This window comes from Vibrio kagoshimensis (assembly GCF_050337535.1).
Classification (GTDB): domain Bacteria; phylum Pseudomonadota; class Gammaproteobacteria; order Enterobacterales; family Vibrionaceae; genus Vibrio; species Vibrio gallaecicus.
On sequence record NZ_JAKJSZ010000020.1, the window covers coordinates 49,265 to 62,664 of the forward strand.

The following is a 13,400-nucleotide window of genomic DNA, read 5'->3' on the forward strand; positions in this document are numbered from 1 at the left end:
TTTACTCTTGGAGTTCGATCTGTTCTTCGATAATTGAGCGAGCTCGGTCTAATACGTCTTTTGGTGACTTATCATTTACCCAAAATGCCGTAATTGCACTTGCCATTGGCGACCAAATGAACCCCATCTCAGGTACTGAAGGCATAGCGTCTGAATAGAAACCTTGAGTGATAATGGCGTAAGTTGCTTCGTCAGCATCGACGATAATCTCTTCCATAACGGTTTGAACTGGCGGGATAGCTTGAGCCATTTCGTAACGTTTCTTGAGCATTTTGTCGGTCGTGAGATAGTCGGCAAATAATTGAGCTGCTCTTGGGTATTCAGTATAGGAAGAGACAACTGCAAGCCTAACTGTTGAGAAAGTACGCGGCTGCTGACCTTCTAATTTAGGCATAGGCACAACTCCAAAGTTGATACCGGAGTTTTTATAACCTTGAATCGCCCACGGACCATCGATAATCGCGGCAACTTTACCTTCGCTAAATAAACCACGGCGAACTTGCGGGTTACGCATATCAATAGGGTTAGAGTCATTAGCAACACGCAGTTTCTTCATTGCCTCTAAACCTTGTTGAGCCTTTTCAGAGTCAATGCCGATATCTTTTGCATCCGTCCCGTTTTTACCAAATTCATAAGCGCCATAGAGTGTGACGAACATACGTGACTCGTAGTAATTTTGGATATCCCAAAGTAAGGCGTACTTATGCTCTTTTTTACTATTGAAGGATTTTGAAAACTCAATGAGTTCCTCAAAGTTTTCAGGCGCTTCAGGCAGTAGGTCTTTGTTATAGAAAAGAGCCGTTGTTGCGAAGCTGACAGGGAAGCCATAACTGCCGCCTTCTGCTTGTGACGCACTGATAGCATTTTGCATGAATGTACTATTGATTCGGTCTGCAGAGACTAGATTTTCCATTGCGCCACCGGCAACAACTAAACGCCCCAGTAGGTCATGTTCAATCTCGGCAACGTCAGCAACACGCGCTGAGCCACCATCTTGAATAAGTCGAGATGCCGAATCGATGGGTGCAAGCCCTCTGAATGAGAACTTAATATCTTGGGCGAAATCTTTGTTGAAAGATTCAGCTGCATATTCCATGTAATCGACAGTTGATTTATCTGTCCAGATTAATAGCTCTGCACCGCTTTCTGGCACAATTTCTTCAGCACAAGCGAATCCTGATACTAAAGCTGCAGCCATTAACGTTGTCGTAAATAGATTTTTTTTCATATCCACACCGCACAATCAAAGTAGTAGTTCATAAGATACTACTAGGTTATGTCTCGACCAAAATATGTCAATACGAATTGAGTGGAATAGAAGCGTGTTTGTGATGTTAATCACTATATTTACAGGTTTAATAGTATTGTGGCTTGTTATGTATGAAACCAGGTTAGCTAAGGAATGACAGCAAGAACTAGGCTCAATTTGACACTTAGATTGATGAAAACCCTACTATTCGTGATGGTGGTCAATTATTTCCATAGCTAAAGGTGACCAATGTCTCATATATCATTTCTATAGGAAGAAAAATAAAAATAAATGCAGAACAATAATTAGGCGTTCAACGTGAACTACTAAAATTCGTGGCCAGAATTATTAAAAAATAACTCCATTGCCGGATTAATAAGGAAATACTGTGAAACGAACAATATTGTCTGTAGTGATAGCTAACACCCTACTCATTAGCACCACTGCACTAGCAAGCGACCGAGGCTTTGCACCTGAAGATACTTTTTTTGATGAAGCTATGCAGTTTGGCGGGCACGTTGGATCATCAGTTGAGTATGAATACAAAACGACTACCGACTGGGCTAAGTGGGGGGGGACTGAATCTACTGAGAAAACCAGGACTCACGAAGTAGTAAGTTTGTTCTACAAAAATGCTAAGTGGAACATGTCGGCTCTGTATGCGTTTAAATTGGAAGACCGTAAGAAAGAACAAACGGGATACAGTGAAACAGAAGATGGTTACAAACATCTTTTGTCACTGAACAAAGGTTTTAACATAGGCAGTGGCTGGGCAACTGGTGCGGTCTATGACATCGAATATACAAGAAGCCAGATATATAGCACTGCAGGTGTTAATGGATTACGCCATACCACAACAGAACACAGTTTTAGACCATACCTAACCTACTGGAACAATGAATATGGTGCTGGTTTCTATTCAAACCTTGAATATTTATTGAATGATGAAGATAAGAGTGCGTGGGGCACGATAAAAGAAGAAGGTTATAGCTTACTCTTCAAGCCATATAAGCGTTTTGGTAACTGGGAAATGGGTGTTGAGTTTTTCTACCAAATTAAAGAAAACGACGCAAACGGCAATAAAGTCAGTGACTTTACTGAAAAATACGCTGAACCAATTGTTCAATACAGCTTTGATGATGCAGGCACAATGTATGTGCGAGCGCGTATCGGTGAAAACGAAACGAATGGAATTGGCAGTAACGACGATTACTTCAAAGATATTCGTAAAGCGACAGTTGGCTATGAGCAAGCTGTAGGTGACGATTGGTTAATGAAAGCTGAGTATGAATGGGCGAAAGATACTGAAACATCGAATGCTGCTCAATATGCAGGTGATGAAAAAGTGGTTGAACAAAACACCCTCTTCTTACAAGCTTTATACCGCTTTTAATAAATAGTAGGTCGAACATCATGATAAAAGTTTCAGAAATTGCTCAAATCCTTGGTGGCAAAGTAGTTGGTGATGAATCAATAGAGATATCAACGATTCGCCCAGTATCAAGCGATGAAAAAGGAGGGTTAGCGATAGTATTCGCTAAGTCAGATCTTAAAGGGCTTTCTGAAACTTTAGCGGATGTCATTGTTGGACCAAAAGTTGTGCTTGAAACTCAAGCCAAAACGAAAATTATCATTGATGAGCTTGATGCCGATAAGCTCAATCAACTAATGCGTTTTTATAAAGTACATAAGTATCAATTATTTGATCAAGGCAATACCTCTGATACTCCAGATGTCTATATTGGGAAGCATTGTCAAATAGGTGAAAACTGCCACTTTATGCCCGGTGTGAAAATCATGAACGGCGTGACAATAGGTAATAATGTCGCCATTCATGCCAATACGGTTATCAAAGAAGGGACCGTGATCGGTAATAACGTGACTATCGATTCCAATAACTCGATAGGAAATTACAGCTTTGAATATATGACTGGCAAGTTAACACGCTATGAGCGCGTAGAAAGCGTTGGTCGAGTGATTATTCAAGACGATGTTGAAATTGGATGTAACAACACTATTGACCGTGGCACCTTAGGCAACACCGTGATTGGACGAGGCACCAAAATTGATAACCTAGTGCAAATAGGTCATGACTGTAAGATTGGGCAGCATTGTTTATTAGTTTCTCAAACGGGTTTCGCAGGGCACACCATTCTTGAAGATAACGTGATTGTACATGGTCAAGCAGGGACTGCTGGGCACCTCACTATAGGCAAGAACTCGGTTGTTAAAGCGAAATCAGGTGTGAGCCACTCTTTCCCAGAAAATAGTGATTTGTTTGGCTATCCAGCAAAAGACGCACGTTCGTATTATAAAAATTTAGCCACACTTAATAAATTAACAAATAAAAGCAAGAAATCGAATAGTAATGAATCTCCTAAGAATAAGGGGTTTATCGCGAGAGTTTTTAATTTATGAATATTATTAAGTGATAATTTTATGAACGAATCAATTAATATTGTTGATGCTTATATAAGAGATAGTGTTGAAGGTGTGTATTTAGAGCTAGGAGATAACTCTACTTTAAATATTCCGTCTCATCACCAAGAATGCTTGTCCAACTATATTAACGAAGAAGTTAAGTTTGGTATCCGACCTGATTTTATTTATTTAGCAGATGATAACGATAAATTGAATACCGTAGAAGGTCAGTTTACTGAGTTACAAAAACAGGATAATGGCTATAACCTTATTTTTAATATTGAACATAAATTGTTTGTTTCAAAGGTTAGAAATAAAGTTTTGAATGCCAATGATATTGGTAAATATTTTAACGTGAACTTTGATACTTACTTTAGTCATATTTTCGACCATGACACGAAGATGAATCTGACTATTTAAGGATTAGAATAATAAGGAATTTATAATGAAACGTACTCTGCTGCTTACTGCTCTTTTGTCTTCTGCATTAATGGGGTGTGCAAGCACTTCAGATGCTCCAGCAGTTGCACAAAACCTTGCTACTGGTCCTTTTGCAGACTGTAATTTAGCAAGTGTTGAAGACCGTGGTCCTATTCGCCCTTCACTGTTTGTGATTGGTACTTTCCCTGACGGCCAGTGGATGCACATGGATAACCGCCAGATGTCTCATAAAGGCAATGGCATCTATCAAGTCGTGAGTGAAGAAAAAGCAGGAAATGTAAGCTTACAGTTTGCAACCATGAGTTGGAATCCTCAATTTACTGCTGCAGGTAAAGAGATGGTTGTAGGCTATGAAAAAGAACTGAAACGTGGTGGTTTTGCAAAAAATACAACAGTAAACATCCCTGAAGATGGAAAATACTTATGGAGTATTGAGATCAATAAGGATAAGAAACCAGTGCGAGCTCTTATAAAAGCGTGTAAATAGCATTATTTCCGTTGAGAGTACTAATCGGTCTTCAAAGTCGTTAGGGTCACCTATAAGTGACCTTAGTACTCTCTTCTTTTGCCTATTTAGCGAGTGTTTTTACTCTTTAGAATCACTCGCTAAATAGACAGTTTAATTTTTGAATAAGTGATACCAAGTGAGCCTTATTTTTACACTTGAATATATAAACCGTATGCGGAGTATCAAATGGCAACAGTTAGCCTACGCAAAGTAGAAAAAGAATATGACAATGGCTTCAAAGCTGTGCATGGAATTGACTTAGATATTCATGAAGGTGAGTTCATGGTATTCGTGGGTCCATCTGGTTGTGCTAAGTCAACCACACTGCGCATGATAGCAGGGCTTGAAAGTATTTCAGGTGGTGATATTCGTATTGGTGATCAAGTCGTTAATGATTTACCTCCTAAAGATCGTGGCATTGCAATGGTGTTCCAAAACTATGCGCTTTACCCGCATAAAACGGTTTTTGACAACATGGCCTTTGGTCTAAAGATGCAGAAAAAGCCGAAAGAAGAGATCAAACAACGTGTTGAAGAAGCGGCTGAAAAATTAGAAATTACAGATTTGCTTTATCGTAAACCGAAAGAGATGTCGGGTGGACAACGCCAGCGTGTAGCCGTGGGACGAGCGATTGTACGTAAACCGGATGTATTCTTATTTGATGAACCGCTGTCTAACCTTGACGCCAAATTGCGTGTTTCAATGCGAGTTAAAATTGCTCAACTGCACCAGTCTTTGAAAGAAGAGGGCAACCCGGCAACAATGATCTATGTGACACATGATCAGACGGAAGCGCTAACGCTAGGGGATCGAATTTGTGTGTTAAACCAAGGCAACATCATGCAAGTAGATACACCTGCCAATCTTTATAATTACCCAAAAAATAAATTTGTAGCGGGCTTTATTGGTTCACCAGCGATGAATTTAGTGAGTACAACCTTACGCAAACTTGGTGACGATATTTACGTAGAACTTGCGCCTGGTGCGCAAATTATTATTCCTAAAGATAAGCAAGAGAAGTTGCTTAACTATATAGATAAGCCAGTGTGTTTAGGCATTCGACCTGAGCATATTGACTTAGCTACCGATGATGAAACTGTGAATGTTCATCCTGGTGAATTAACCGTCGTCGAAAACTTAGGTAATGAAAAGTATTTGTACTTTAAAATTGGTAATAATGAAATTGTTGCTCGTGTTAATAATCAAACTATTACCACCTCGGATATTGGCAGTAATGTGAGGTTTAATTTTGATTCAGGGTTCTGTCATATATTTGATGCGGAGACAGAACAAAATATAACCTTGTAAATTGCTAACTACAGCTCTCGCTTTTTAAATATCCCCTAAATAAATATATAGGGGTTATTTTTAGTAAAAAGTAAAAAGTAAAAAGTAAAAAGTAAAAAGTAAAAAGTAAAAAGTAAATCAAGACTATTTAATATCGATATAACCATCCAATACTTTATTTGGAGGGTTTGCTGCACCCCTAATAACCACTTATCAACGTAAAATAGGACAAGATGATGAAGAACAAGTTAGTACTCTTTTCAGTATTGCTTGCTTCCTTGCCTGCTGCCGCAGATTGGAATCAAGCTTATTTTCGTGGAACTGCAAATAATTGGCAAACAGAAAGCATGGTTAAAGTGAAACCTAACCATTGGCAAATAGTTAAAAAATTTAATACAGGGGATGGCAGTAACCCTCCAAGTTTCAAAATCGACCGTTTTGGTGATTGGTCAGAAAATTACCCACTAACTAATTTTGTTGTTGATCCTAATAAAACGTATGAGATTAACTTCTACGCTGATACCAATAGTGTTGTGGTCCATGAAAAACTAGCTTTTGATATGCGTGATGAAACGATGTACTTCGTCTTTTTAGACCGTTTTTCTGATGGCGATTCTGCAAATAATACGGGTAATAATGCTCAAACTTACTCTGCAGACCGATCTGATTATAAGAAGTATTTTGGTGGTGACATCAAAGGGTTATTAGGTAAGTTAGATTACCTAAAAGACATGGGAATCACTTCTATTTGGATTACCCCACCTGTGAATAATGTCGACCAATTAAACAAAGATGGTTCAGCTGGTTATCATGGCTACTGGGGACGTGATTTCTTCCAAGTGGATGAGCACTTAGGCACAATTGACGATTTTCGCGCTCTGAGCCAGAAAATGGATGAGTATGACATGAAGTTGGTGCTGGACTATGCACCAAACCATTCTAACCCCAATGATGAAAATGAATATGGTGCGTTATATAAAAATGGCGTGTATCAAACTAACTTCGATGGCGATACTCAAAACTGGTATCACCATAATGGTGGAGTGACTGATTGGAATGATTACTATCAAGTTCGAAACCATAATTTATTTAATTTATCTGACTTTGACCAAAGTAATGAGAAAACCTATCAATACTTAGTTGAAGGAGCAAAGTTCTGGATTGACCTCGGTGTAGATGGCATTCGTATTGATGCGATTAAACATATGGATAAATCTTTTATTCAACGCTGGACTGGCGATTTGAACAATTACGCAAAAGCGAAGGGTAAGCCTGGGTTCTATTTCTTCGGAGAATGGATGGATGCAGGTGCCACCGCTACAGGTATTAATGAGAAGTCTATCGATTTTGCAAACACATCTGGCTCTGCACTATTAGATTTTGGTCTACGTAATACGATAGAAGATGCGCTGTTGCGTGCCAATGGTACCGGTATGTACGCGATTAATGAGTACATGAAAATTCGCGATACTAAGTTTACATCGAGTGATTGGCAGGTTGTCTTTTTAGATAACCATGATGCTCCACGTTTATCTACTGTACTTCGTTCAGACGCTACCAACTTTGGACCCGGTAAAGATAAATGGGGCGGTCGCCAGAGTGCTCCATTCGCTCAAGATCGTGTCGAGCTAGGTTTAGCTCTTATTATGACCTCTCGTGGTGTTCCTTGTATTTACTATGGCACAGAACATTATGCAGCGAACTTTACGACAAATGGGTTTGGACAGGTGGGTAATGACCCATATAACCGTGAAATGATGCCAAGTTTTGATACCAATACACCGGCTTATCAAATGATTAAGAAACTGAGTAAATTGCGTAAAGAAAGTTATGCGATTCAGCAAGGCTCTTACATTGAACGTTGGGTAAGTAATGATGTTTTAGTCTACGAGCGCAATGCTGGGGATGATGTTGTTGTCGTTGCCATGAATTTAGGTAACAGCACCTCTGTGAATGCCATTAACCTAGGCTTAGCGAACGGAACTTACGATAATATTTTAGGTGGTGATCAAGTTGTTGTGACGGATGGTAGTGGCACATTTAACTTGGAGCAGAATGAAGTGGTGGTGTTGAGAACACTTCAATAGTAGAAAACTAATAGTAGGTTAAGACTAAACGCTAGCAATGAATGTTGCTGGCGTTTTTTTATGGGTGATTTTTTGATTGATGTACAGACCATAAATCGAGTATTGAGCAGCTCAGAGTGAGTTTTATCATTTAGCTGGGTCTTAGAAGGTAATAGTGATAACTGAGTGGCTATAGCTACTTAGAGGCGGCATATTGGAATGACGTAATGTTTGATGATGTAGATGCAGATATGATTGTTTCTATGAGACTTAATCAAATCTCAAATAGAAATGTTTCAAATGCAAAAAAGCCGCTGATTTCTCAGCGGCTTTCTTTAATGTGGTGGAGGGATAGGGATTTGAACCCTAGAACCGCTATTAACGGTTGCCGGTTTTCAAGACCGGTGCTTTCGACCACTCAGCCATCCCTCCGTTGGCGTGCATAATATAAGGGTACGAAGATCTTGTAAACCCCTAATTTGCATAATTAAGTTCGTTTGTTTGTTTTATGAACATTACTGATAATAAAAAAGGAAGCAATGGCTTCCTTTTCTAATTTAGCTAGTGGTTTATATCAATTCAAATAGGTATCTATCAAAAACTGGATGCCCACTTAGTCAGTTTTTGTATAAAAACGCTGTAATTCCGTTAACCCTTGCATTAATACAGGGAGGCGGGGATTGGCATCTTTTAAGCGTTTGTAATTCTCATCATAAAGTTTGTAGTTGCCAAACTTATCTAGCACAGTGGTTTGCTTCGGTGTGACGAGAGCGAGTTCTCTAGAATCACCAGCCAAAATCCACTTTCGCTTACCTTCATCGAAGATATTACGCCCACTGCTGAAGTCCGTTGGGTTAGAAGACACGCCTAGCAAGTCTTGTAGTAGTGTTACTGATAAATCTAAATGGCTTGAGCGGTGGGTGTATTCCGTCGCTTTTTTCCCAGGCCAATTAATTAACATCGGCACTTGTAATTGATAGCGGCTGTAGTTGGAGTTAGCTCCCCAGCTGTTTGTCTGGGTTTCATTGAATTCAGTACCGTGGTTTGAAGTAATAATCACAACGGTGTTTTGATCTAACTCCAAGCGTTCTAATTCATCATAAATTTTAGATAAATGCGCATCGGCGGCTAAAGCAGCTTGGTTGTAATCTTGTTTAAATCGTTCACTAGGGCTTAGAAGGCTACCTTGAGGCTGATTTTCACTCGAGAAATTATCTAAGGTCGTTAATTCAATGAAATTAAACCATGGATCATTAGTGGCTGATGTTTCTAACCATGAAGACCAAGCTGAAACCGCACTTGCGTCATCCAAGGTCGATTCATAATCGCTTAGTGTTTTATTTCGGAAAATAACTTCGCTGTATAAGTTGTCATCAAAGTTGTCACCACTGAAAGCGGCAAATTGATAACCGTTATGATCCAATACATCGAGTAGAACAGAGCTTGAGCCTTGAGCTTTAATACTGCTTGAGTAACTACTTGGTAATCCATAAAAGAGACCGAAGACGCCATACATATCATTACTTGAACTGTAGTGATTTGTGAAATTGATGCTGTTCTGCGCATAAGCATAGCTAGCCGGCATTGAATCCGCATTCAGTGTATCTGAGCGTAGATTGTTTACACTTACCACTAGAATGTTTAAGTCATCACTTCGGCGATTATATTGAATAGTTTCTAATGGGTAACGAACGAGATCAACATTACCTTCGCTATCTTTTAAGCGTTGAAGGTAATCTTCTCTATCCAATAAACCGTGCTTTTCCATGAAGCTTTTTGCTGTCATAGGATAAGAAAGCGGGAAGTTGGCTTTTTGGTTTGTGATCGGGTTATAGAAATACGCATCAGCCCAAATGTAAATGACATGGCTTGCCATAAAGCATAGGAAGAAAACAGCGGCTAAAGGGCGACCCACGTGTTTGTGCGCAAGTTTACGCTGCTTACGCCATACCCACTCAGACAAGCCAAGTTGGAGTAGGAATATAAGCGGCATAACAATAAATAAATGCTGAAGATCAGAGCTGATCGCAGTTTGTTCATCACTAAACAGTAACTCCCACACTACAGGAGTGAGGTGGAGGTTAATGGTTTGATAAGTTTGAGTATCAATCAGAAGAACAGTTAAGCCAATTGTGGCGAAACATATAGCAACTAACCGTAATAATTTTTTTGCGGGTAATAGAAAAGTAAGTGGAAATAGCACTAACAGGTAGAGAGCGAAAACCAAGAAACCGAAGTGACCAACCCAAGATACAGCTAAATAAAATTGCCCTAATAACGTTTCAGGCCAAGCCGATTGGGTGATATAACGAGTACCGATCAACATCGCTGCAATGATGTTGAAGAATGCAAACCAGTGTCCCCAGCCAACAAGCCGAGAAACGCGATCGCTATATGAGTTTGCGCTGTCTACCATTTATTATTCTTTTATCCGTCTGTCAGTCTTAGTGGGATTTAGTGTCATCTAGTGAAGAGACTAAAGCCTCTGCAAATTTTTCAGCAATTCCTTTGCGTTGTGAAGCAGCAACGTTTGTATTTAAGACATTGGTTGCGATATTTCCAGCGATCATCAGTGAAAGTTCTGGTGAAGCTTTATGCTTAGAAAGTACAGCACCTACTTCAGCTAGGATATTTTCAACTTGTTCATCTGTGTATTTAGATATAATCGGCATAAGGACTCTAATAATGATAGTAAAAGCGGCTTATGATAACCTACTATTCACGACAACTGAAACCTGAACGATAATATTTTCATTATGAGCCTTCACCTTTCCAACGTAATTTTACATCAGCTAAGAAAGAATGATCAGGAAGAACTGATTGTTAACTATCGAGCTGAGTCTTTAGACAATGATTCTTCATCTGAAAGCCTTGTTGCCGAGCTGCACCGAGTTTTTAACTCGAAAGCTGGCAAAGGATTCGGATCTTTTAAATCTGACAGCGAATTTCAGCTATGGTTGCAAGAGCTGCGTAAAGGCGAACGAAACTTTTACGATTTCTCTCAACAAAGTGCGCTACGTCTAAAAGATGAGCTATCAAAGTACCCATTTGCCGATGAAGGCACTTTGATTTTAGCCGAGTATCAATCACTTGCTACTGATTATCTGTTTATTGGTTTACTGCCTTCTAATGAAAGCTTGAAAGTCACTGAAGGGCTAGATATCAGCGCAACAGATTATTTAGATATCTCTAAAATGGACATTGCAGCTCGTGTCGACCTTTCGACTTATGAGACAAACAAAGAGTCGAACCGCTACCTTGCTTATATTAAAGGACGCGTAGGTCGTAAAGTTGCAGATTTCTTCTTAGATTTTCTACAAGCTGAAGTGGGTTTAGATACTAAGCAACAAAACCAAGTGCTAATGCAAGCCGTTGAAGATTTTGTCTCTGACTCTAAATTAGAAAAAGAAGAAGCAATTAGCTATAAAAAGCAAGTGGCTGATTACTGCAGTGAGCAGCTTAAAGCTGGCGGTGAAGTTCAAGTTCGAGAATTATCTGGTGAACTACCAGCCAGCACTGATGGTACTAGCTTTTTCGACTATACTAATGAGCAAGGATATGAGCTAGAAGATAGCTTCCCTGCTGATAGAGCCACTATGCGTAAGCTGACTAAATATGTAGGAGCTGGTGGCGGCTTAAATGTTAGTTTCGATAGTTTGTTGTTGGGTGAGCGTATTTTCTATGACCCGGAAACAGATACCTTAACGATTAAAGGCACCCCCCCAAACTTACGAGATCAACTGACTCGCAATAAATAATGTGCTCTAGCAGTAAATAATTTAAAACAAGCGATGATAGGATGTCATCGCTTTCAACATTTGCATTTTTTCGGCAATTTGGCTTACATTTTTTAGCTAACGTCGTTAAATAGTGTCGCAAAGGAAACTAGATGGAACTATCAGTCGCGATCCCTCAAAAGCCATCCATTCGGCTAAAACTATTTCTTATCATTGCCTTTATATGGCTATTGCCGTCACTTGCTCTTCTTCATATAAGCAGTTCTTACAATCAGTCTCTTGAAAGTGTAGAGGAGCTGGGCGCTCGGATTATCGAATTACGTCAATCTATCTATCATGAAGAGCCATTAAGAATCACCAGAGTCAATAATCTCGCCTTAGATGCACAATTAGTGTATTCAATTCGCTTACAAATCGAGTCTGAATTTAAAGACTCTTGGTTTTTGCCTGATATCAATCAGTTATTGTATTCAACGGACCAGTTCTTAGAAAAGTTTAATGAATTCAGTCCTCTTGAAAGCCAACTTCAGGGTTTGGTTAGCGAGATAAAATTACAACGTTCAAATGAAAAGTCATCGGAATCATTTAAACAACTGCTTAACGAGTTAGGTGTCGTTGTTTTTGAAGCTATTTATTCTGATAGCCAATCTTCTCCGGCAATTTATCGAACGTTCGATTCTATTTTAGAAGCATCTTATGATTTAGGTTTAACTGAACAACAAGGTATTCAAAAAATGTTAGCGGAAGGCTCTGGGGTGTTGGGGGACTACGCAAGACTCAATTACATCATTGAGAAAATGAAACAAAACTCAGCACAAGAGCAGATGATCATTGTTGAAGCGAAATTCCATGAAGGACAGTTTTATTTTTTACTCTGTATGACCTTTGTTAATTTAGTATCACTTTTCTCTGTTATAGCTCTGTTCAGTTTGGCAAAAGTGAACTCGCAGAGAAATGAGTCATCACCTATTAGTAGTACTTCTGATAAACATACAGATAGTATTCTTCAGAGCCATACTGAAGAGCAATCGCAAGGTACATTAAACAATGCCTCAAGTAATGTCTCAAGCGATATTAAGCAAAGCGATGTTTCATCTTTTAGTGGTATTTCGGATAAAAAACCAATTCAAGGTAGCTCTAATTATTTTGATGGACACGATTTAGAAAGTGGAAAGACGGAGCTGGTAGTAAGCGCCCAAGACATAAATAAGACAGAGCCTACTTTCAAGTCACTTAATGGCTCTGCAGTTGTTATTGATATACCCGCGATGCTTGAAAATTTAGATAATGATGAAGAATCTGTGGTTCTGCTACTCACTGTATTTATTCAAGACCATGCTCGGGATGCTGATAAATTTAAGCAACTCTTAGCGGAAGATTTAGTGGCTGCTTTACGGGTTGTGCATAGCTTAAAAGGTGTTGCTGGCAGTATAAAAGCCGACAGGCTAGGAAAGATATCATCCAGCCTTGAATTATCATTAAAGCAATCTAACTTAGTATCAGAAGCCGCTTTAAAAGAGTTAGATGATGCCATTTGTGCAACGGTTAAAGCTGCTCAGGAGTATGTTTCAGAGGATTAGAATGATGCTTATATCTTTGGTTGGACTCTAAACCCTGATCACTGAGGGACATATCTATATAAGTTTTATATAGATATCGACATTATACTTGAGCTTTCAGGATGAGGTTGA

At 39.2% G+C, this 13,400-nt stretch carries 11 protein-coding genes and 1 tRNA gene; 8 read left to right on the top strand and 4 right to left on the bottom strand.

Going from position 1 to position 13,400, the window contains the following annotated elements:
• Window position 1 precedes the first annotated feature (1 nt).
• Entirely contained in the window at window positions 2-1,228 is a 1,227-nt protein-coding gene (locus tag L4C37_RS17810) for a sugar ABC transporter substrate-binding protein (RefSeq protein WP_429769345.1), read from the bottom strand.
• Window positions 1,229-1,637: 409 nt separating this feature from the next.
• On the opposite strand from L4C37_RS17810, the gene L4C37_RS17815 reads away from it, so the two are divergent.
• The 6 genes from L4C37_RS17815 to L4C37_RS17840 all read left to right on the top strand — a co-directional run bounded on the left by L4C37_RS17815 (window position 1,638) and on the right by L4C37_RS17840 (window position 7,993).
• A complete protein-coding gene (locus L4C37_RS17815) occupies window positions 1,638-2,642 on the top strand; it encodes a hypothetical protein (RefSeq protein ID WP_004734074.1) in 1,005 nt (334 codons plus the stop codon).
• 20 nt (window positions 2,643-2,662) lie between these two features.
• Window positions 2,663-3,667, top strand: coding sequence for a UDP-3-O-(3-hydroxymyristoyl)glucosamine N-acyltransferase (lpxD, locus tag L4C37_RS17820; RefSeq protein ID WP_429769346.1), 1,005 nt, complete (start codon window positions 2,663-2,665; stop codon window positions 3,665-3,667).
• A gap of 21 nt (window positions 3,668-3,688) precedes the next feature.
• The gene (locus tag L4C37_RS17825) at window positions 3,689-4,090 is read left to right on the top strand and encodes a hypothetical protein (protein WP_429769347.1); all 402 of its coding nucleotides are present in this window, start codon (window positions 3,689-3,691) and stop codon (window positions 4,088-4,090) included.
• Window positions 4,091-4,115: 25 nt separating this feature from the next.
• Window positions 4,116-4,598, top strand: a complete 483-nt coding sequence (locus tag L4C37_RS17830; RefSeq protein ID WP_137374664.1) for a glycosidase — start codon at window positions 4,116-4,118, stop codon at window positions 4,596-4,598.
• 207 nt (window positions 4,599-4,805) lie between these two features.
• On the top strand, window positions 4,806-5,927 hold the full coding sequence (locus L4C37_RS17835; protein ID WP_429769348.1) for an ABC transporter ATP-binding protein: 1,122 nt from the start codon (window positions 4,806-4,808) through the stop codon (window positions 5,925-5,927).
• Between the two features lie 215 nt (window positions 5,928-6,142).
• Window positions 6,143-7,993, top strand: coding sequence for an alpha-amylase family glycosyl hydrolase (locus L4C37_RS17840; RefSeq protein ID WP_429769349.1), 1,851 nt, complete (start codon window positions 6,143-6,145; stop codon window positions 7,991-7,993).
• Window positions 7,994-8,313: 320 nt separating this feature from the next.
• Here L4C37_RS17840 and L4C37_RS17845 read toward each other — a convergent pair.
• The 3 genes from L4C37_RS17845 to L4C37_RS17855 all read right to left on the bottom strand — a co-directional run bounded on the left by L4C37_RS17845 (window position 8,314) and on the right by L4C37_RS17855 (window position 10,644).
• Window positions 8,314-8,404 (bottom strand) — tRNA-Ser (locus tag L4C37_RS17845).
• Window positions 8,405-8,585: 181 nt separating this feature from the next.
• Window positions 8,586-10,388: a DUF3413 domain-containing protein gene (locus L4C37_RS17850; protein ID WP_429769350.1), complete on the bottom strand. Its 1,803-nt coding sequence runs from the start codon at window positions 10,386-10,388 to the stop codon at window positions 8,586-8,588.
• Window positions 10,389-10,416: 28 nt separating this feature from the next.
• Window positions 10,417-10,644, bottom strand: a complete 228-nt coding sequence (locus tag L4C37_RS17855) for a YejL family protein (RefSeq protein WP_137374661.1) — start codon at window positions 10,642-10,644, stop codon at window positions 10,417-10,419.
• A gap of 84 nt (window positions 10,645-10,728) precedes the next feature.
• Here L4C37_RS17855 and yejK point away from each other — a divergent pair, with 84 nt between their 5' ends.
• Window positions 10,729-11,730 (top strand): nucleoid-associated protein YejK, encoded by a 1,002-nt coding sequence (yejK, locus tag L4C37_RS17860; protein ID WP_429769351.1) that lies wholly within the window; start codon window positions 10,729-10,731, stop codon window positions 11,728-11,730.
• Window positions 11,731-11,861: 131 nt separating this feature from the next.
• Window positions 11,862-13,289 carry an Hpt domain-containing protein gene (locus tag L4C37_RS17865; RefSeq protein ID WP_429769352.1) on the top strand — a complete coding sequence of 476 codons (1,428 nt, stop codon included), beginning with the start codon at window positions 11,862-11,864 and terminating at the stop codon, window positions 13,287-13,289.
• Window positions 13,290-13,400: the final 111 nt, after the last annotated feature.

Bases quoted from the DNA above. Each gene is read 5' to 3' on its own strand.
- L4C37_RS17810 (WP_429769345.1), bottom strand. From the start codon at position 1,228: ATGAAAAAAAATCTATTTACGACAACGTTAATGGCTGCAGCTTTAGTA.
- lpxD (WP_429769346.1), top strand. From the start codon at position 2,663: ATGATAAAAGTTTCAGAAATTGCTCAAATCCTTGGTGGCAAAGTAGTT.
- L4C37_RS17825 (WP_429769347.1), top strand. From the start codon at position 3,689: ATGAACGAATCAATTAATATTGTTGATGCTTATATAAGAGATAGTGTT.
- L4C37_RS17830 (WP_137374664.1), top strand. From the start codon at position 4,116: ATGAAACGTACTCTGCTGCTTACTGCTCTTTTGTCTTCTGCATTAATG.
- L4C37_RS17835 (WP_429769348.1), top strand. From the start codon at position 4,806: ATGGCAACAGTTAGCCTACGCAAAGTAGAAAAAGAATATGACAATGGC.
- L4C37_RS17840 (WP_429769349.1), top strand. From the start codon at position 6,143: ATGAAGAACAAGTTAGTACTCTTTTCAGTATTGCTTGCTTCCTTGCCT.
- L4C37_RS17850 (WP_429769350.1), bottom strand. From the start codon at position 10,388: ATGGTAGACAGCGCAAACTCATATAGCGATCGCGTTTCTCGGCTTGTT.
- L4C37_RS17855 (WP_137374661.1), bottom strand. From the start codon at position 10,644: ATGCCGATTATATCTAAATACACAGATGAACAAGTTGAAAATATCCTA.
- yejK (WP_429769351.1), top strand. From the start codon at position 10,729: ATGAGCCTTCACCTTTCCAACGTAATTTTACATCAGCTAAGAAAGAAT.
- L4C37_RS17865 (WP_429769352.1), top strand. From the start codon at position 11,862: ATGGAACTATCAGTCGCGATCCCTCAAAAGCCATCCATTCGGCTAAAA.